22 protein-coding genes and 2 tRNA genes are annotated in these 19,477 nt (G+C 33.0%); 16 read left to right on the top strand and 8 right to left on the bottom strand.

Features of this window, described 5'->3' with window-relative positions; translation table 11 throughout:
* Nucleotides 1-95 precede the first annotated feature (95 nt).
* The 8 genes from FJR48_RS12125 to FJR48_RS12090 all read left to right on the top strand — a co-directional run bounded on the left by FJR48_RS12125 (nucleotide 96) and on the right by FJR48_RS12090 (nucleotide 5,631).
* Nucleotides 96-341: an HP0268 family nuclease gene (locus FJR48_RS12125; RefSeq protein ID WP_152307910.1), complete on the top strand. Its 246-nt coding sequence runs from the start codon at nucleotides 96-98 to the stop codon at nucleotides 339-341.
* Nucleotides 342-352: 11 nt separating this feature from the next.
* Complete coding sequence (miaB, locus tag FJR48_RS12120; RefSeq protein WP_152307909.1) at nucleotides 353-1,654, top strand: tRNA (N6-isopentenyl adenosine(37)-C2)-methylthiotransferase MiaB; 1,302 nt, start codon at nucleotides 353-355, stop codon at nucleotides 1,652-1,654.
* A complete protein-coding gene (locus FJR48_RS12115; protein WP_241856057.1) occupies nucleotides 1,638-2,270 on the top strand; it encodes a lysophospholipid acyltransferase family protein in 633 nt (210 codons plus the stop codon). The genes miaB and FJR48_RS12115 overlap by 17 nt, the downstream gene beginning before the upstream one ends.
* A complete protein-coding gene (locus FJR48_RS12110; RefSeq protein ID WP_241856056.1) occupies nucleotides 2,260-2,715 on the top strand; it encodes a hypothetical protein in 456 nt (151 codons plus the stop codon). The genes FJR48_RS12115 and FJR48_RS12110 overlap by 11 nt, the downstream gene beginning before the upstream one ends.
* On the top strand, nucleotides 2,696-3,538 hold the full coding sequence (locus FJR48_RS12105; RefSeq protein WP_152307908.1) for a tyrosine-type recombinase/integrase: 843 nt from the start codon (nucleotides 2,696-2,698) through the stop codon (nucleotides 3,536-3,538). Before FJR48_RS12110 ends, FJR48_RS12105 begins: the two co-directional genes overlap by 20 nt.
* Complete coding sequence (locus FJR48_RS12100; protein WP_152307907.1) at nucleotides 3,528-4,550, top strand: hypothetical protein; 1,023 nt, start codon at nucleotides 3,528-3,530, stop codon at nucleotides 4,548-4,550. Before FJR48_RS12105 ends, FJR48_RS12100 begins: the two co-directional genes overlap by 11 nt.
* On the top strand, nucleotides 4,547-5,101 hold the full coding sequence (locus tag FJR48_RS12095) for a hypothetical protein (RefSeq protein WP_152307906.1): 555 nt from the start codon (nucleotides 4,547-4,549) through the stop codon (nucleotides 5,099-5,101). The genes FJR48_RS12100 and FJR48_RS12095 overlap by 4 nt, the downstream gene beginning before the upstream one ends.
* A gap of 122 nt (nucleotides 5,102-5,223) precedes the next feature.
* Nucleotides 5,224-5,631: a hypothetical protein gene (locus tag FJR48_RS12090; protein ID WP_241856219.1), complete on the top strand. Its 408-nt coding sequence runs from the start codon at nucleotides 5,224-5,226 to the stop codon at nucleotides 5,629-5,631.
* Here FJR48_RS12090 and FJR48_RS12390 read toward each other — a convergent pair.
* The 3 genes from FJR48_RS12390 to rimO all read right to left on the bottom strand — a co-directional run bounded on the left by FJR48_RS12390 (nucleotide 5,595) and on the right by rimO (nucleotide 7,914).
* On the bottom strand, nucleotides 5,595-5,828 hold the full coding sequence (locus FJR48_RS12390; protein WP_241856217.1) for a hypothetical protein: 234 nt from the start codon (nucleotides 5,826-5,828) through the stop codon (nucleotides 5,595-5,597). The two genes, FJR48_RS12090 and FJR48_RS12390, sit on opposite strands and share 37 nt — an antisense overlap.
* Before the next feature lie 131 nt (nucleotides 5,829-5,959).
* Nucleotides 5,960-6,583 carry a tRNA lysidine(34) synthetase TilS gene (gene tilS, locus FJR48_RS12385; protein ID WP_241856215.1) on the bottom strand — a complete coding sequence of 208 codons (624 nt, stop codon included), beginning with the start codon at nucleotides 6,581-6,583 and terminating at the stop codon, nucleotides 5,960-5,962.
* Between the two features lie 8 nt (nucleotides 6,584-6,591).
* Nucleotides 6,592-7,914, bottom strand: a complete 1,323-nt coding sequence (gene rimO / locus FJR48_RS12080; protein WP_152307903.1) for a 30S ribosomal protein S12 methylthiotransferase RimO — start codon at nucleotides 7,912-7,914, stop codon at nucleotides 6,592-6,594.
* A gap of 44 nt (nucleotides 7,915-7,958) precedes the next feature.
* Here rimO and FJR48_RS12075 point away from each other — a divergent pair, with 44 nt between their 5' ends.
* Both FJR48_RS12075 and FJR48_RS12070 read left to right on the top strand, forming a co-directional pair.
* The gene (locus FJR48_RS12075; RefSeq protein ID WP_152307902.1) at nucleotides 7,959-9,107 is read left to right on the top strand and encodes a BaiN/RdsA family NAD(P)/FAD-dependent oxidoreductase; all 1,149 of its coding nucleotides are present in this window, start codon (nucleotides 7,959-7,961) and stop codon (nucleotides 9,105-9,107) included.
* Nucleotides 9,108-9,152: 45 nt separating this feature from the next.
* Nucleotides 9,153-9,740 carry an outer membrane beta-barrel protein gene (locus FJR48_RS12070; protein WP_152307901.1) on the top strand — a complete coding sequence of 196 codons (588 nt, stop codon included), beginning with the start codon at nucleotides 9,153-9,155 and terminating at the stop codon, nucleotides 9,738-9,740.
* 11 nt (nucleotides 9,741-9,751) lie between these two features.
* Here FJR48_RS12070 and FJR48_RS12065 read toward each other — a convergent pair.
* A tRNA-Val gene (locus FJR48_RS12065) sits at nucleotides 9,752-9,826 on the bottom strand.
* Between the two features lie 125 nt (nucleotides 9,827-9,951).
* On the opposite strand from FJR48_RS12065, the gene pckA reads away from it, so the two are divergent.
* The gene (gene pckA / locus FJR48_RS12060) at nucleotides 9,952-11,532 is read left to right on the top strand and encodes a phosphoenolpyruvate carboxykinase (ATP) (RefSeq protein ID WP_152308459.1); all 1,581 of its coding nucleotides are present in this window, start codon (nucleotides 9,952-9,954) and stop codon (nucleotides 11,530-11,532) included.
* Between the two features lie 50 nt (nucleotides 11,533-11,582).
* On the opposite strand, the gene FJR48_RS12055 is transcribed toward pckA, so the two are convergent.
* From FJR48_RS12055 to FJR48_RS12045, 3 genes are read right to left on the bottom strand one after another with little or no spacing between them, the layout of a single operon-like run.
* Entirely contained in the window at nucleotides 11,583-12,152 is a 570-nt protein-coding gene (locus tag FJR48_RS12055; protein ID WP_152307900.1) for a DedA family protein, read from the bottom strand.
* Between the two features lie 9 nt (nucleotides 12,153-12,161).
* Nucleotides 12,162-14,144, bottom strand: coding sequence for an excinuclease ABC subunit UvrB (gene uvrB, locus FJR48_RS12050; RefSeq protein WP_152307899.1), 1,983 nt, complete (start codon nucleotides 14,142-14,144; stop codon nucleotides 12,162-12,164).
* A gap of 29 nt (nucleotides 14,145-14,173) precedes the next feature.
* Nucleotides 14,174-15,430, bottom strand: a complete 1,257-nt coding sequence (locus tag FJR48_RS12045) for a SagB family peptide dehydrogenase (RefSeq protein WP_188108572.1) — start codon at nucleotides 15,428-15,430, stop codon at nucleotides 14,174-14,176.
* 163 nt (nucleotides 15,431-15,593) lie between these two features.
* Here FJR48_RS12045 and FJR48_RS12040 point away from each other — a divergent pair, with 163 nt between their 5' ends.
* The 5 genes from FJR48_RS12040 (at nucleotide 15,594) to FJR48_RS12015 (ending at nucleotide 18,193) form a co-directional block, all read left to right on the top strand.
* Nucleotides 15,594-16,025, top strand: coding sequence for a globin domain-containing protein (locus FJR48_RS12040; protein ID WP_152308461.1), 432 nt, complete (start codon nucleotides 15,594-15,596; stop codon nucleotides 16,023-16,025).
* A gap of 407 nt (nucleotides 16,026-16,432) precedes the next feature.
* Nucleotides 16,433-16,660, top strand: a complete 228-nt coding sequence (locus tag FJR48_RS12030) for a hypothetical protein (RefSeq protein ID WP_152307895.1) — start codon at nucleotides 16,433-16,435, stop codon at nucleotides 16,658-16,660.
* Nucleotides 16,660-16,785, top strand: a complete 126-nt coding sequence (locus tag FJR48_RS12500; protein ID WP_277872390.1) for a hypothetical protein — start codon at nucleotides 16,660-16,662, stop codon at nucleotides 16,783-16,785. The genes FJR48_RS12030 and FJR48_RS12500 overlap by 1 nt, the downstream gene beginning before the upstream one ends.
* Before the next feature lie 141 nt (nucleotides 16,786-16,926).
* A tRNA-Arg gene (locus FJR48_RS12020) sits at nucleotides 16,927-17,003 on the top strand.
* A 179-nt stretch (nucleotides 17,004-17,182) separates the two neighbouring features.
* Nucleotides 17,183-18,193 (top strand): alkene reductase, encoded by a 1,011-nt coding sequence (locus FJR48_RS12015; protein ID WP_347402098.1) that lies wholly within the window; start codon nucleotides 17,183-17,185, stop codon nucleotides 18,191-18,193.
* Nucleotides 18,194-18,407: 214 nt separating this feature from the next.
* Here FJR48_RS12015 and FJR48_RS12010 read toward each other — a convergent pair whose 3' ends face one another.
* Entirely contained in the window at nucleotides 18,408-19,475 is a 1,068-nt protein-coding gene (locus tag FJR48_RS12010; protein WP_152307893.1) for an alkene reductase, read from the bottom strand.
* Nucleotides 19,476-19,477: the final 2 nt, after the last annotated feature.

Here is a 19,477-nt window from a genome sequence, read left to right as displayed (position 1 = left end):
TTATATCAAAAAAGTGTTAAAAATCATCTTTAATAGGTTTTTTAACACTTTTTTACTATAATGCAAGCAATATAAAGAATCATAAGGATATAGATATGGATTTAAAATTTGCAAGAACAGAGTTAGATGCAAAACCTAAAAAAGCAGATATAAAAAAAATAGAAGAGAGTGTAGAAAAAAACGGTAGTGTAATTTTTTATTTTGACAGAGAAAATTCTCATAAAGATTTGCTTGAACTTCAAGATTATTTTGAAGAAAAAGGTAAAGGTTTTTATATGAATGAAGTTAAATTCGGTTTATCAGATAACGAATATATGTACCAAGTTCATATTATAGACTAAGAGAGTATTAATTGAGTAAAAAGGTATTTATTGAGACTTTAGGTTGCGCTATGAATGAGCGTGATACCGAACATATGTTGGCAGAGTTAAATGAAAAAGAAAATTTTTCACAAACAGGTGACTTTAAAGAAGCAGATTTAATTCTTATTAATACCTGTTCGGTTAGAGAAAAACCGGTCTCAAAGCTTTTTTCGGAACTCGGCATTTTTAACAAAAAGAAAAAAGAAAATGCTAAGATAGGTGTATGCGGTTGTACGGCATCTCACTTGGGAAAAGATATTATTAAACGTGCACCTTATGTAGATTTTGTCCTAGGGGCTAGAAATGTAAGTAAGATAACAGAAGTTTTACATAAGCCAAAAGCAGTAGAAGTCGATATAAATTATGATGAGAGCGAATTTGCTTTTAAAGATTTTAGAACATCCCTTTATAAAGCCTATATAAATATCTCTATTGGTTGTGATAAACAGTGTACATACTGTATCGTTCCTAAAACACGCGGTGAAGAGATTAGTATCCCTTTAAACCTGATTGTTGATGAGGCAAACCGTGCAGTTAACAGTGGAGCAAAAGAGATATTTTTACTTGGTCAAAATGTAAATAACTACGGTCGCCGTTTTAGCGGTAAACATGACAAAGTCAACTTTACTAATCTTTTACAGGAACTCTCAAAAATAGAAGGATTAAAACGTATCCGTTTTACATCTCCGCATCCGTTTCATATGGATGATGAGTTTATTGAAGAGTTTGCAAAAAATCCAAAAATATGTAAATCTATGCATATGCCGCTTCAAAGCGGAAGTACAAAAGTACTAAAAGATATGAAACGCGGTTACTCTAAAGAGTGGTTTCTAAACCGTGTAGAAAAACTTCGTTCAATGGTACCTGATGTCAGCATCTCCACCGATATAATCGTGGCATTTCCGGGTGAGAGCGATGAAGATTTTAACGATACTATAGATGTTATGGATAAAGTAAAGTTTGATCAGATATTTTCTTTTAAATATTCAGCCCGTCCGGAAACGGAAGCTGAGCATTTTACAAATGTAGTTAATCCTGAGATCGCTTCACAGAGGCTTACATTTTTACAAGACTTATATACCAAGCATCTGGATGAAAAGATGGCTTCTAAGCTTGGAAATATTTATGAAGTATATTTTGAAGATTTAAATGCCGATGGTTATGTAAGCGGTAGAAGTGATAATAATCTGGTAATAAAAGCTAAAGGAAGTGAAGAACTTTTAGGTAAATTTAGAAAGGTTAAAGTTACTTCAATAGGTAGGAGTATTTTAAGCGGTGAAATTGTTAACTAAGCAACAAAAAAGGTCACTTGCCCTTTTAATTATACCGTTTATCGGATCTTTAATAATAAGGTTTTTATATTTTACCAATAAAAAAAAGTTTCATGCACCTGATACTCTTACGGATGAGAGTTTTATTATGGCATGTTGGCACGGGGAGTTGTTGATGATTCCGTATGCTTATCTGCGTTATAAAGAAATACCGAGTGTCAAACTTTTTATATCTGAACATTTTGACGGTGAACTAATAGCAAAGACACTCGGTTTTTTTGGTTTTGGGACGATTCGAGGTTCTACAACACGCGGTGGTGCAAAAGCTTTAATCCAAGCTATAAAAGAGATAAAGAGCGGTTCCGACATAGGAATTACACCAGATGGTCCAAAAGGTCCTAGACATCAAGTACATGATGGTATAATAGCAATAGCACAAAAAACCAAGAAAAAAATAGTACTTGTTGAAATTAAACCGAGTAAGTATTGGCAATTAAAATCTTGGGATAAGTTTATAGTTCCAAAACCTTTTGGAGAGTTAAACTATTTTATATCTGAGCCGATAGATGTAAGCGAGTTAGAATTTGAAGAGGCAAGAAAACTTATAAAAGAAGGATTACTAAGTCATGAACACTAAGCTTGTAATAATTTTATTTTCATTGTTTACAGTGTTGTTTATGGCTTTATATTTTTATTTTAATCCTTCATATCAAAAATCACTACAAGCTAAGTATTACTATGAAATGGGTGATTATGACGAAGCTTATGCAGATGCTAAAGAAGCTTTTGAATTAGATTTGTACAATCGTATGGCAGCTACTATTATGGCACAGTCTAAAACATCATTAAAGTATGTAAATTATATCAAAGACGCAAAAGAGTATATGAAGCAGATTGATGAGATTGTTAGTAAAGATGATATCAAAGAAGCCGATAAAGCTAAAATCAGACTAATATGTGAGATTATGAACAGTGCATATGTTAAGCTTGCCCCAAGTGTCATCACAGATAAAGAACTAGTAGAAAACGCAGCATATTATCATGCCGGATTTGAGCAGTTACTTGAAAAAGTTAATAGATAAAAAACGCAAAGATTTCTGTGAATATTTGGAAAATATTCGCGGTTATTCCGATCTTAGTATTAAAACTTATAATGATGCAATAAGAGAAGCATTGTCGTATATAGAAATTTTAGAAGAAAACGGTGAAATTATCTTTGACTTGATGCCCTTCAGATTAAAAATATCAGAATTAAATTCAAAAACAATATCAAAAAAATTATCGGCTATACGTTCATTTAGCGAGTATCTAAATGAAAAAGGAATGAAAATTGTTTTAAAATCAGACAGTAGTGTTAAAGTTGCAAAAACTTTACCAAAGCCTATCTCTCACAAACACATAGTTGAGGCACTTTCTTTTGCTGATGAACAAGAGAGTTTGGTAGTAAGTCTTCTTTACACCTTAGGTCTTCGTATATCTGAGCTAGAAAAATTAAAACTAGAAGATATAAGCGAGGGTTGGGTAAGAGTGTTGGGTAAAGGTTCTAAGCAAAGGGATATACCTATTTTGAAAAATATAAAAGACGATATTGATTCTTATATACAAAATAATAATCCTAAAGTGTTTCTTTTTGAGAAAAATGATGAAGCTTTAAGCCAAAACTCACTAAGATATATTATTGCTAAAGTTTTTAAAAGGATAAATTTGAAGGTAAGCCCGCATCAGTTGCGCCATTCTTATGCTACGGAATTATTAAATGCCAATGCTCCTATAGCTGATGTAAGTGAACTTCTAGGTCATTCATCTATGGCAACTACTCAGATTTATACAAAATTAGGTTCGGCTCTTAAAAAACAAAACTATAATAATTCACATCCTCTTTGCGGAGTAAATAGTGCTGAGTAAATTCAAAACTTATCTTTATAATAATATATATATAAATATAGTGCAAAGCTCCAAAGATACTTGTATTTACGTAGAGGAGATAGATTATAAAGGTCTAAGCAATAATTATGAAGAGATATTTAATACTTCAAATAAAAGTGAAATATATGAATATATAAAAACTTTCATAAGTCGTTCTCCCATAAATTATGTATCTATTTTAGACCCATCACTCACCCAAGGTGCAGCTCCTACCTGTTCGCATCATGAAATAAAAAAGTATTGTACTTTAGAAGAATTTGAACAAATATGTGTAGATGATAAATGGTCTTATTATACATCGAAATTAGATTTATTGGATATTCAGGGAAGATATAAAAAAACAGGCTTAGATTTTATTTTTTCGCCGTTTCATATGCTTCATAAATTTTTTGCCGATAAAACAAAAGGTGAAATATCACTCTTTATTTTGGTAAATGAAGACTATATGGCATTAAGTGTGTTTGAGAGTTCAAAACTTTTATTTGCATCTTTGTTGGATATGCAAAAAGATGATGATTCCAATGATGAACTTATAATGGATGTTGATGATGATGAAGAACTGATACTAGATGATATAAAAAATAATAGTGTCGATTTAGAAGATATAGATGTTGACGATATAGAAGGTTTGGATGAAATAGATGAATTGGATGATTTAGAAACATTTGACGATATGGATGACTTTGATGCTTCGGATGAACATGAGGAACATCTGTCAATGAGTGATAAGCAAATGGAAGACTCTGTAGAGCAAAATAGTTTTGGCGAAGATTATCATAGGTTTTCACTTATCCAAAGTGCCGTTAATACTTTTTATAAAGATTCAAAGTTTGAGAGTAAGTTTATACAAAGTGTTTATGTAGCCGATGGAATCGGTCTCAGTAATGAATTTAAAAAGTTTTTGGAAGAAGAGATGTTTTTAAGTGTATTTATCAGAAAAATGGATATAGCACAGGAATTAAGTGAACTTGCCAAGGCGGAGAAGAAATGAGATATTCTTATATAAAACCTCGTAAAAAATCTTTGCTGACGGCTGAGATGAAACTTTTGTTTGCATTTTTTTCCATTAGTCTTTTTATGCTTTTAGGTACATATATTTTTCTTCTATATAAAGATATGAAATTTTTAGAAGATAAGCAAAATATTGCTATGGAAAAAACAAATCTGCAAAAAAACATCAAAGATATGGAATCAAAAATAGCTTATATCGAACAGCAAAATATAACATCCGCAAAAATATTTACACAAAATTCTGTTTTAAAAGACTCTATTAAAAACCTGTTTGATCTAGTACCGCAAAGAATAACGCTTTCACAAGCTAAGCTTTTAAAAAACGGTTTAGTTCTTTACGGTATTACACCAAATAAGGATGTATATAACTTTATGCTTCATGCACCTTTGCGTTCAATATTTCATGAAACATATAGTAGTTTTTATCCGACTGAAGGCGGTTGGCTTAGATTTGTTTCAACAAACTATATGAATGAAGATGAGTTAAGTGAATCTAGTGTAGAATCGGATTCGGAGAAAAAAGATGAATAATATCTCGAGACAGAGTATATATATTTTAATATTATCGATAATACTTTTAGTATTTGTTTTATTATTTTCTTTTTTAGCTTTGATACCTGAGGGGAAAAAGTATAGAATACAACGGGTTCAGCTTGGTAAAGAGTACAGGAGATTTAAAAAGATATCAAGATTTTGAAGCACAAACTTTTGAAGAACTAAAAATACTGCAGGCTGATAACAGACATATAATAACGGCATTTGATACAGTCTTTGATCAAGACAGGTTTATAAAGAAATATAAAGCATTATTTAACACGCTTGAATTAACAAAAGCTCAAAATTTAGAAAAAGAAGACGGTTTCAGCGTATATAACGTTAAAACAAGTTCAAAAATAAGCTCGCCTGCAACATTTTATAAGTTTTTGGATGAGGTAAATAAAAGTGATTGGATTGTAGCGGTTAATTTTCCAATAGACTTTAAGCGTGAAGGGGAGGTTATAAACTCATCTTTTCAGATGAAAGTTTATTCTAACTCTAAAGATTCAAATACTTCTAAGTGATTATAGAAATAAGCTCTTAGTTTTGGCTCTATTTTAAGTTTTCTCATTCTTTCTTTAAACTCTTTTGACATTTTTGTATCTTTATCTATATATGGTGCTATAAATATATACTCTTTGTGAAAATTAACTACAAATTTTCTTCCGACTACTAAAGTATTATTTGTCTTTAAAAGCTCTCTCTCATTCGCACTTAACATATAGTTTTGTGATTTTAAATACTTATCAATTGCATATATATCTGAGCGCTTGTTTTTTGTAGATATAAAATAGGCAAAATCATTTTTTACATTTAAATCGGTTTCTATAATAAGTGCATCTATATCGGCATCTATATATTCAAAACTTTTTTGATTCCATCTAGATGCTCTGAAATTAAAGGATTTGTATATCCATGTCTGAAACTGTTTCTTGTATAACTCTCATCGAAGTTACTTTTGTCCTCAAAATATTTAATCTTATTATTTTTTAGATACTCTAAAAGCTCACTTTTGTCTAAATGCAAAAGTGGACGGATAAGCTTATAGTTTTTCTTATTTTGAACACTCTTCATGCCACTTAGTTCTGCACAGCCTGCACCCTTGCAAAACTGCATAAGCATCCACTCAAATCTATCGCCTAAATGATGAGCCGTAAGAAGATTGTCATAGCCATTATCTTGTATCAGACTCTCAAAAAAATCGTAACGAATCTTCCTTGCAGATGCTTCAAAGTTCGTATCTATTTTTTCAGCTTTGTGAATAAAACATTTAATATTATATTTATCTGCAAGCTCTTTAGCATAAGCTACTTCATCTTTACTTTGTACTCTTAAGCCGTAATCTACGATAGCTATATCAAACTTTATATTTGCATCTAAAAGTAAACAAAGAAGTGCGCTTGAGTCAACTCCTGCGGAAAATGCTAAAAGGTTTTTAGAGGATTTTAGATGTTCTAAAACGTCACTTTTTAGCATTAATGAACCTATTTTGAATTATCAACCGTAGCAGTGAGGATATCTCCTACAACAGAAGTGATTTTGGCTTTATAAACTTTTCCAAATTCAAGCTCAGCTTCATCGTCGGTTCTATCGTTTACATATATCTCACCGTCAATATCAGGTGCCCAGATAAGCTCTTTTGCAGAGAGTAAAAACTCATGTTCATCACTCTCTCCGTCAATCACTAACTCTACTTCCTTGCCGATTTCTGCCATAAGAGATTTTTGTAAAACTTCTGCTTTTACTTCGGCTAAGATCTCTGCTCTATCATGGATAATCTCTTTATCTATTTTTTTATCTTTCATATCGTATGCGAAAGTCGTTTCTTCATCAGAGTATTCAAATATATTTATTCTATCAAAACCGAAGTTTTCTGCAAACTCTTTCATCTCTTCAAACATCTCACTTGTTTCACCGGGATGCCCTACTATAAAACTTGTGCGGATAAACGAGTTTGGAAGTGATTTCATATAATCAAGCAGTTCAATGGTCTTATCTTTTCCAAAACCACGTTTCATGATGCGAAGCATATCATCATTTATATGCTGTATCGGCATGTCAAAATAGTTATGGAAAATTTTTGACCTACCAATATTTTGAAGTAGTTTTATAGTTGTAGTCGATGGATATAGGTATAAAATTCTTGCACTTTTTACGCCCTCTATCAGCTCTATTCTTTGAATTAACAGTGAAAGCCCGTCTTGAATATTCTGATCACGCAGGTAAGATGAAGAGTCTTGAGAGATAAAAGAAAAATCATAGTATCCCTGTTTGACAAGAGACTCGACTTCTTTGGCAATAGAATCAAGTGAACGAGAGTTTAGTTTACCTTTAAATGAAGGTATGGCACAAAAACTACAAGCCTGATTACACCCTTCGGATAGCTTTATATATGCATGGTAAGTTGAACCGGTTACTACACGTTCAGCTCCGTCAATCAGATAAACTTCATCGCTGAATCTGCTCTCTTTTGCAGCTAAAAGCTCATCAATCCTCTCATAATCTCCAACTCCCGTAAATATATCGACTTCTGGCATCTCTTCTGCCAGTTCTTCACGGTAACGTTCACTTAAACATCCTGCAACAACCAAAATGCTGTCTTCTTTTCTTGCATCGTGAAGGTTTAAAATTGTATTTACGGACTCCTCTTTTGCTGCATCTATAAAGCCACAAGTATTTACTATTATTACATCTGCATCTGCATTGTCATCAGTTAAAGAAAAGTTTTTTAATCTTCCCATCATAACTTCCGTGTCAACAAGATTTTTATTACAGCCTAAAGAGACTACGTGGAGTTTATTGCCCATTATCACTACTTATAATTTTTTTGACATTATACTATAATTGCAATATGAAAATATATGACATAGTTATTTTAGGCGGCGGTGCAAGTTCCCTTATGTGTGCGGCACATTTAAACAAATCATTAAATGTTGCAATAATAGATGCAAATGATAAATTAGCCAAAAAATTGAAAATATCCGGCGGTGGAAAGTGCAATATAACCAACAAGTATGTGGATGTACGAAATTTTGACGGCGATGCAGATTTGGTTAAAAGTGTACTTGAGAGGTTTGACAGGGATGATATGTTGCAGTTCTTGAGTAATAATAAAATAGAGCTTGAACTCAGAAAAAACAGATATTATTTTTGTAAAAAGTCTTCAGACGATATTATAAATGTTCTAAAGAAAAAATCATCTTTTGCAAAGGTGCATCTAAACACTAAAGTTTTAGATGTAAAAAAGAGTGATGAAATATTTGAAATAAATACAGACAAGGGTGTTTTTAAAACCAATTCTCTTGTTGTAGCAACTGGTGGTGAGAGTTTTAAAAATATAGGTGCAAGCGATATCGGACTTCAAATAGCTAAAAGTTTTGATATAGAAGTAAAAAATTTCACTCCCGCTCTTGCAGGACTTACAGTGCAAAAAGAGCAGTTTTGGATGAAAGAGCTTAGCGGGCTTTCATGCTACGTAAATATAAAGGTAAATGACAGAGTTATAAAAGAAGAGATGCTTTTTGCCCATAAGGGAATAAGTGGACCTGCTGTCTTGTCTGCATCTTTATACTGGAGAAAAGGAGATATCTCTATAGACTTTTTACCAAATGAAAATATACCGGATTTGATTAAGGGCAGCAAAAAACTTATATCTTCCGTTATACCATTGCCTAAAAGACTATCTAAAGCCCTTTTAGAAGCAATATATGTAAAAGATACAGAGTGTAAAAAAGTAGATGCCAAAACTAAAGAAAAACTATTAAGATTGCATAACTACTCTTTCGCACCTGCAGGAAATTTTGGTTTTTCTAAAGCAGAGGTTTCCAAAGGTGGTATAATTAGTAATGAATTAAATTTTGTTACTTTTGAGTCAAAAAAAGTTAAAAAACTTTATTTTATCGGTGAAGTGGTCGATGTTACAGGCGAGCTTGGCGGATATAATTTTCAATGGGCTTTTGGCAGTGGTATGATTTGTGCTAAGAATATTAATTATAATTAGGTAGTACATTAAGTAAATTTAAAATTTAGAATATAGGAAGGTTTTATGACAGATAGATTAAAAAAATTATTAGTTGCAGTTTTATTTGCAGCCAGTGCATCTTATGCAGGTTCAAATGATTATACATATGATTCAAGCTCTTTAGTTGCTATTGAAGGCGGATTTACTTCTATGGAAGTAAAAAATCCTAGTAATCTTGTTACAAAAGATGATTTTGGAACTGTTGGATTAAAGATAGGTGCACAAACTCGTAATGTAAGAATGTTTGTATCTTTTAGAAATGGATTTATAGATGATGATAATTACAATTATGATTATTTTTATATGTATGGAGCTGAACTTCAATATTTATTTAATTTTTCAACATCTGCAAACTTTTTTATAGGTGCAAGTGCAGGACGTATAAGCTTAAGATTTGATGATGCTACCTTAAATCAACGTGATTATGCAACTAATTATACAGGTGGAGATTTAGGCTTTAATATACATATGAATGAAAATTTTGATTTTGAACTTGGCGCAAGGTTTATTAACTTATTAGATTCAGAACATACATTAAGTGGTGTTAAGTATACATTTGATGATATTACTATGGGTTATATGAGTATAATATTTAAATATCAGATGGATTAATTTTTTATGAGTGGTGCTCGATACTGGATTTGAACCAGTGACCACCACCATGTCAAGGTGGCACTCTACCACTGAGTTAACCGAGCAAAAAAGTTAGAAATAATACACAAAAATCCCTTAAAATTTACTTCTGCAAATATTTGATTTTCTTTACTTTTAATTTAGGTAAAATTAGTGATAATTTCAAATCTAAAATACCAAAAGGTAAATTATGAATGTTGCAGAATTAGAAAATATTGGTTTAAAAAATGTCGGTGAAGTCTTTCATAACCTAAGTTATGATGAACTTATCGAACATGAAGTAAACAATAAAGAGTGTGCAGTCACTAAAAAAGGTGCGACTGCTGTTGATACGGGAATCTTTACAGGACGTAGCCCAAAAGATAAATATTTTGTAGAACGTGACCCGTCTAATAAATACATAGCTTGGGGTGATGTAAACCAAAAAGTTTCTGCTGAAATATTTGATGAATTATTAGAAGTAGCGCAGAAACAATTATCCGGAAAAAATTTATATGTTACTGATGTATTTTGCGGTTCATCTGCTGCATCTAAACGCTCAGTTCGTTTTATATCTGAAATCGCTTGGCAATCTCACTTTGTAAAAAATATGTTTATTCGTCCAAGTTCTGCAGAACTTGAAGTATTTAAAGAAGATTTTGTTGTTTTAAATGCATGTAAAGCGGTAAATGAGAAGTGGGAAGAACACGGAATGAATTCTGAAGTTTTTGTTCTTTTTGATGTTGAGAGAAATATGGCAATTATCGGCGGTACTTGGTACGGTGGTGAGATGAAAAAAGGAATTTTTTCTATGATGAACTACTGGTTGCCATTAGAAGGAAAACTACCGATGCACTGTTCTGCAAATGTTGGAGCTGAGGGAGATACAGCACTTTTCTTTGGTTTGAGCGGTACAGGAAAAACTACTCTTAGTACTGACCCAAAACGTGCTCTAATCGGTGATGATGAGCATGGTTGGGATAATCACGGTGTATTTAACTTTGAAGGCGGATGCTATGCTAAAGTTATTAACCTTGATGAGAAAAGTGAGCCTGAAATCTATGGAGCTATTAAAACTAACGCATTATTAGAAAACGTTGTAATGTACGGTGAAGGTGAAGTGGATTATGAAGACTCAACTAAAACTGAAAATACACGTGTATCTTACCCGATAGAACATATTGTAAATCATAAACCTGATTTAATGGCGGGGCATCCTCAAAACATTATATTTTTAACTGCGGATGCGTTTGGTGTATTGCCTCCGGTATCAAAACTAACTCGTGATCAGGCAATGTACTACTTCTTAAGCGGATATACCGCTAAAGTTGCAGGAACGGAGCGTGGTATTACTGAGCCTGTTGCAACTTTCTCCGCTTGTTTCGGGGAGGCTTTTTTACCTCTTCATCCAACTGTTTACGCAAAACTTCTTGGTGAAAAAATCGATAAACATAATGTAAACGTATATCTTGTAAACACTGGTTGGACCGGTGGTAAATACGGTGTTGGACATAGAATGAGCATCAAAGATACTCGTGCTTGTATTAATGCTATATTAGACGGAAGTATCAATGAAAGTGAATTTGATACTACTAAAACTTTCCGCCTACAAGTTCCAAAAACTTTAGGAGATATTAATCCTGATATTCTAAATCCACGTAATGCATGGGCTGATAAAGATGAGTTTGACAGAACTCGTGACGAATTAGCTGAGATGTTTGTTGAAAACTATAAACGTTACAAAGATGGGAATGAAGATTATTCCCCATATGGACCAATAATAGGTTCTTAAATTTTTAAACAGCAGCGCATTTTCTGCGTTGCTTTATCTTCACAACTACTCTATTTTTTTACTTTTTTCTTAGTAGCTTTTTCCATATACAGCCATAAAAGTCCGCCAAACGTTACAAGAAGAAGTGGTGCTATCCAAGGTTTTTCACCTATGAGTTCAGCTAGTTTTATAAGAGGTGCACCTGAATAGTAAGCACCTAGTCCAACTACTAAAGCCCAAACTCCTGCAGAGAAAAAGTTAAGTATTGCAAACTTTTTAAAATCGTATTTCGTAAGTCCTATAGCAATAGGGATAAGTGTCTTTATACCATATACAAATTTTTGAAATAAAATAATCCAAGAACCGTATTTTTTCATCAATGCATGTGAGAGTGCTAATTTACGTCTGTGTTTGCGAAGTCCATCCATCATCATAGATTTTTGGTATCTTGCCATATAAAAAAGCATAACATCTCCAAGAGCATTTGCTATAAATGCTATAAACAGCGAGGTTGTTAAATCCATTTTTCCCATATAAGAGAGTACTCCTGCGCCAAGTAGTGCTACAAAACCACCACCAAGGGAGTATAAAAAAAGCCCTATATATCCGTATGTTGCTAAATTACTAAATGTATCTTCCAAAAAAATTTCCTATAGTTTTTTAATTTTTGCTATTTCATCTCTTAAACGTGCGGCTTCTTCAAACTCAAGATTTTTAGCCGCATCTTTCATTTTAAGTGAAAGCTCTTTGATTATTGCTTTTCTCTCTGATGCCGGCATTTTATCCAGTTTTTTATTCTTTTGGTAAATGCCGCCGTGATCTTCAAGTTTTAAGCTCTCATCCAAAGCACGAATAGTAGTTTTTGGAGTTATACCGTGCTCTTTGTTAAAAGCATCTTGAATCTCACGTCTGTGTTTAGTCGTACCCATAGCTCTCTGCATAGAACCTGTTATTTTATTTGCATATAAAATTACACGACCGTTTGCATTTCTTGCACCACGACCGATAGTTTGTATAAGTGCAGTCTCACTTCTCAAAAAACCTTCTTTATCTGCATCTAGGATACCTACTAAACTAACTTCAGGTAAATCAAGCCCTTCACGAAGCAGGTTAATCCCTATCAATACATCAAATTCGCCAAGGCGAAGCGAGCGAATGATTTGATTACGCTCAATAGTATCAATATCAGAGTGCATATATTGTACTTTGATGCCCAAATCTGCAAGGTATTTTGTAAGAGCTTCTGCCATTTTTTTTGTTAAAACGGTAATGAGTACACGCTCATTTTTAGCAGTTACTTTTTTTATCTCATCGTGAATATCTTCTACTTGGTTGTCCGAACTCTTAACTTCTATGACAGGGTCAAGCAAACCTGTAGGGCGTATTATTTGTTCAGCTTTAACAGCGGAGAGTTCTAACTCTTGTTCTGCAGGTGTAGCAGAGACAAAAAGATAATGTGGGGCTTTGTTTATGTACTCGTCTATTTTTAAAGGACGGTTGTCAAGTGCTGAGGGCAGACGAAATCCATACTCTACAAGTACCTCTTTTCTAGCCCTGTCACCTGCATACATACCGCGATACTGAGGAAGTGAAACGTGAGATTCATCAACGATAACCAAATAGTCTTTATGATGCAGTTCAAAGTAGTCAAGCAAAGTATATGGAGCCTCTCCCGGCTTTTTGTTTGTTAGAAGACGTGAGTAGTTTTCAACCCCTTTACAGCTTCCCGTAGTCTCTAGCATCTCCAAGTCAAACTCTACGCGTTGTTTAAGACGTTGATATTCAACTAGTTTATTTTCTTTTTGAAAATAATCCAATCTTTCGTCTAACTCTTCCTCTATACGCTTTATCGCAATAGCCATCTTTTCAGCCCTTACGCTAAATTGGCTGGTTGCATAGATAGTAAAGCTTTTATGTTCTTCGAGTTTTTTATTATCAATAATGTCAAAGGTATAAATAGCCTCTATCTCGTCACCAAAAAACTCTATGCGGATTGCTTCTTGTTCAAAGTATGGTGGATATACGTCTAAACTCTCACCGTTTACGCGGATATGTCCGCTGTCAAAATAAGAGTCGTTTCTAGTGTAACCCATTTCGACTAAACGAAGCAGAAGTTTTTTTTGTTCTATCTCATCTCCTACTTCTAAAGCCTGAACCATGTTTTCATACTCTTCGGGGTCACCTAAACCGTAATTTGCAGATACTGATGCAACAACGATAACGTCATCATAAGATAAAAGGTTAGCAGTAGAAGATAGCCTCATACGCTCTAACTCATCGTTTATAGCAGAGTCTTTTTCAATGAACAGGTCTTGTCTAGGTATGTAAGCTTCGGGCTGATAATAATCATAATATGAGACAAAATATTCAACATGATTATGTGGAAAAAACTGACGAAACTCCGAGTAAAGCTGAGCTGCCAGAGTCTTGTTGTGAGTCATTATGATAGTAGGGCGTTGTACCTTTTCTATAACACGAGCCATAGTATGTGTTTTTCCGCTTCCGGTTACACCCTCAAGTGTCTGGTATCTGTTTCCATCGAGTATAGATTTACTAAGTTTCTCTATGGCTTGTGGTTGGTCGCCTGCTGGTTGATAAGGTGATTCTACTTTAAATAATGCTTCTTTTTTCATTGGTGAAATTATAGCTAAATTGGTATTTTCTATCTTCCGATAGCCAACATATACAAGATATTGTTTTTAGTTTCTAAAAACTCTTTTGTCTCATCATCATAGTATGCACCGATACCACTGCATCCAATACCTTGCAAATCAGATTTTATGTAAATTATCTGAGCTAAAAAACCGCTCAGTATATTAACTTTGTGATATTTTTTTACCTCATTTGATGTAAAGAAAAAAGTCACTCCGCTTTGTCCGCCTAAGTTTTGCTCCAAAGCCAAATATCTTGACTTACTTCTAAAGTCACCCTTTTTGATTAGTTCATCGTTTTTATATAAACCGCACTCCATGTTTTCTACCAGATGCAAAGTATAAAATATATCTATATTGTTTTTATTTGCAAAAGAGCAAATATATTTCATGATAAATTCAAACTCATCTCTTTTCATACTATACTGTCTAAATGCTCGTATAGAACGCCTGTTTAAAATAGCCATTTTTAGTTGTTCTTTTGGTATGTTTTCAAAAAAATCAGGCATATTAGCTGTTACATCTTCATAATTTGCCGTTTGTTTATATGCATCTTCAATAAAACTATTTGTTTCAAGATAGTCGCATCCGCTTACAAATGGTAGAGATTGTCTTAGTTTTGATACATCTTTATCTTGTGCAAATGAGCTTTTTATAGCACAGGTAAACATCTCATCATTTCTAAATCCAAATACCGAGTTCAAAGATAATTTGTCAAAATCAAAGATTACTTCATTATCTCTTTGCATAACCGATAATGCTGCATAAATTGAGCCTAATTGATGCCCTGAATCTAAGAGTATGTAACGTATGCTTCTATCTCTGTACTTCCACGAACTTCTAAAATATACGCTTGATATTAAAAAGACTAAACCTTTTTCCTGTTTTTTATTTTTAAAGTAATATTCTACACCATCCTCGTCTATCTCTTGTAAAAGTGTTAAGCTTTCACTGTATGGCTCATAGTGGTAGATGCCATCAAGTAAACCTTTTATACCCCTTATCTGTATATAAACTTCACACGGATATAAACCTCCTGCACTAGGTACACTTCTTAGATGATAAACTCCGTTTGGATACTTTTTCTCAAATGTTATACCGCCGATAAGGTTTAAGTTCTTTAACTCATCATAATTCTCTATTTTAAAACGCTGATTAAAATGTGGGTATATTTTATGGTTTTTCGGTTGTGAGAGCCAATCTAAAAAGTGTGAATTTTTTCTTACACTCATGTAAGAATGTTTTGTTTGTTGATGAAATATCGGCATCTGTTTATCCATGTATATTACTATTTTATTTTAATAATTTTACTTTTGCATACTTTGGTATCGATTAATGAAATTTATTATATTTAGTGATTTATATATATGTAATATATCTCGGATATAATATAAGCATAATAACTTAGGATTTTATATCAAGGAGGTTATTATGAAACTATCTCAAAAAACAATAGATACAGTAAAAAGAATAGCCAATCCCGTAAGTGTTAATGCTGAATCCATAGCAAAAAGAATGTATGAAATTCTTTTTGAAAAACATCCGGAAATGGAAAAGTTGTTTGATGAAGCAGGAGCTAACCATCATAAAAAGTTAGCACTTGCAGTTATAGCTTTTGTTGATTATATCGATGACTTAGACGTATTGGAAAATACACTTGAAAAAATAGCCGTAGAACACGTAAAGAAAAATATAAAACCGGAACATTATCCTTTGATTGAAAAATCTATACTAAAAGCAATCAAAGATGTCTTAGGAGATGTGGCTACAAATGAAGTAATAGATGCTTGGAGAGAAGCTTTTTCTTTTTTATCTCAAGTATTAATAGAGAAAGAGAAAAAGTATAAAGCTTGGTATTTATAAAAATTTATTAATATACATCATCCATATCGAAATCATTATCCGGTTCTATATTCGGTATTGAAGATAATGAATCAGGATTAATCTCCGCAGATTTTAAATCATAATCTTTTTGCATATAGAAAGTTTGCTCTTTTGCATATTTTTTTTCTTTTTCTATAGCCTTTTGGATATGCTTATCAGTTCTTTTTTCCTGTTTATTGGTATTTGAAGAAGAAAATAACACGGTATTGAATAAAATAGTAAAAAATTAAAAATTTTTTCATAATATATCCTTTTTAAAAAACTTATAATTAATATAATATCAAATAATACATTAATTAGATATTTAATTTTTTATCTACTTATAACTTTGTTAATAAAAATAAAATGTGTTAAAATTGCAGTATTAAACGTGTGGATGGATATTTATGGAAAGTCAAACCAATCTTGAAAAACTAAATGTTAGAGTTTCTGAGATTCTACAACAATATCATTCTTTAAAATCTGAAAATGAGATGTTAAGAAGTGAATTGGTATCTCTCAAAGCAGAGCAAGAATTAAAAGATCAAGAGATTGAAAAACTGGTTCAGCAAAATGTGGAAAAAGATATGGAAATAGATGAAATAGCAAATAAGATAGAAAGCATTTTAGGATAATGAGTCAAAAAATAGCTTTACATATCGGCGGGCGTAGATTTGATGTGGATGTTGATGATGATTTTGCAGATTTTTTAACAAAACAAATAGCCAAAGACTTAACGCAGACGGAAATAATGACATAAAAGTTCTACTTCAAGCATATATTAGAAAAAATTACGATTTGTATATTCAAGATAATAAAATGAAAGAAATGATTCAGGAGTGCGATAATTTATATTGATATAAGGTAAAAATGATATAATTTCGCCCTACAAATAATGAATGCGTCCATAGCTCAGCTGGATAGAGCACTGGTTTGCGGTACCAGCGGTCGGGAGTTCGAATCTCTCTGGGCGTACCATTCGACTTTAAACTTTCCAAAAAACTAAACTTTTTCTAAAACTTTATATCCAGTTTAATAATATACTTTCTTTTTATTCTTATAATTGCTAAAATTTGTTAAATATCAACAAAGGAGATTATTATGAATTTATTTTCAAAGTTAGAACTCGGAAAACTAACCCTAAAAATAGAATTATAATGGCACCTATGACTCGATGTAGAGCAGTTGAAGATAATTGTGCAAATGATTTAATGGCAGAATATTACTCCCAAAGAGCATCAGCTGGGCTTATAATCACTGAAGCTACTCAAATCTCTAAAATGGGTATCGGTTATCTTTGTACACCGGGTATATATACCAATAAGCAGGTTGAAGCTTGGAAAAAAGTAACTAAGGCAGTTCACGCAAAAGGTAGTTTTATCTTTTTACAACTGTGGCATGTCGGAAGAGTATCTCATTCGTCTTTTTTAAACGGTAATCTTCCCGTAGCACCGTCTGCTATAAAAGTAGAAGGTGAACATTTTACACCTGAGGGGATGCAGCCCTTTGAGACGCCAAAAGAGTTGAGTACGTCAGAGATAAACGAAATAGTGTCAGATTATGCAAATGCCGCAAAAAATGCAATTGAAGCAGGTTTTGACGGAGTAGAAATTCATGGTGCAAACGGTTATTTGATAGACCAGTTTATCAAAGACGGCTCAAACAAGCGTAATGATGAGTATGGCGGGGCGATTGAAAACAGAGCCAGATTTTTATTTGAAGTTGTAGAAGCAGTGACAGATGCTATAGGAAGTGAAAAAACAGCTCTTAGACTCTCACCAAGCGGTACATTTAACTCTATGAGCGATGCAAACCCTACAGAGGATTTTACATATATATGTTCTAAGTTATCAAAGTATAATTTAGCATATTTACATGTCATAGATGCATTAGAAGGCGATGTCAGACACGGAGCAAAGGTTGTCGAGTTAAAAACTCTACGGGATGCATATGATGGGGTTTTTATTGTAAACGGTGAGTATGATAAAAAAAGAGGAAATGAAGTTATTCAAAATAAGTCTGCAGATGCCGTAGCTTACGCTTCTTTATTCTTGGCAAATCCCGATTTACCAAAAAGATTTGAGTTGGATGCATCTCTAAATACTCCTGAACAAAGTACATTTTATACACAAGATGAAAAGGGTTATACGGATTACAAAACTTTATAAAATAAGTGAAATACAATTAAGAAAAGTTTTAGCTACAAATAGTAATTTTAGGAGTATAATTTCTGTGCGAATTGGAAAGTTTTAACTTTGTACATCGATACAAACGCCAAGCTGTATCGATGTACAAAGTTAAAACTTTCCAATTCGCACAGAAATTATACTCCTAAAATTACTATTTGTAGCTAAAACTTTTCTTAATTGTATTTCACTTATTTTATAAAGTTTTGTAATCCGTATAACCCTTTTCATCTTGTGTATAAAATGTACTTTGTTCAGGAGTATTTAGAGATGCATCCAACTCAAATCTTTTTGGTAAATCGGGATTTGCCAAGAATAAAGAAGCGTAAGCTACGGCATCTGCAGACTTATTTTGAATAACTTCATTTCCTCTTTTTTTATCATACTCACCGTTTACAATAAAAACCCCATCATATGCATCCCGTAGAGTTTTTAACTCGACAACCTTTGCTCCGTGTCTGACATCGCCTTCTAATGCATCTATGACATGTAAATATGCTAAATTATACTTTGATAACTTAGAACATATATATGTAAAATCCTCTGTAGGGTTTGCATCGCTCATAGAGTTAAATGTACCGCTTGGTGAGAGTCTAAGAGCTGTTTTTTCACTTCCTATAGCATCTGTCACTGCTTCTACAACTTCAAATAAAAATCTGGCTCTGTTTTCAATCGCCCCGCCATACTCATCATTACGCTTGTTTGAGCCGTCTTTGATAAACTGGTCTATCAAATAACCGTTTGCACCATGAATTTCTACTCCGTCAAAACCTGCTTCAATTGCATTTTTTGCGGCATTTGCATAATCTGACACTATTTCGTTTATCTCTGACGTACTCAACTCTTTTGGCGTCTCAAAGGGCTGCATCCCCTCAGGTGTAAAATGTTCACCTTCTACTTTTATAGCAGACGGTGCTACGGGAAGATTACCGTTTAAAAAAGACGAATGAGATACTCTTCCGACATGCCACAGTTGTAAAAAGATAAAACTACCTTTTGCGTGAACTGCCTTAGTTACTTTTTTCCAAGCTTCAACCTGCTTATTGGTATATATACCCGGTGTACAAAGATAACCGATACCCATTTTAGAGATTTGAGTAGCTTCAGTGATTATAAGCCCAGCTGATGCTCTTTGGGAGTAATATTCTGCCATTAAATCATTTGCACAATTATCTTCAACTGCTCTACATCGAGTCATAGGTGCCATTATAATTCTATTTTTTAGGGTTAGTTTTCCGAGTTCTAACTTTGAAAATAAATTCATAA

Source organism: Sulfurimonas lithotrophica (genome assembly GCF_009258225.1).
In the GTDB taxonomy this organism is placed as follows: domain Bacteria; phylum Campylobacterota; class Campylobacteria; order Campylobacterales; family Sulfurimonadaceae; genus Sulfurimonas; species Sulfurimonas lithotrophica.
Note: the sequence above shows the minus strand (reverse complement) of the source record. Positions and strands in the feature narration are given on the sequence as shown.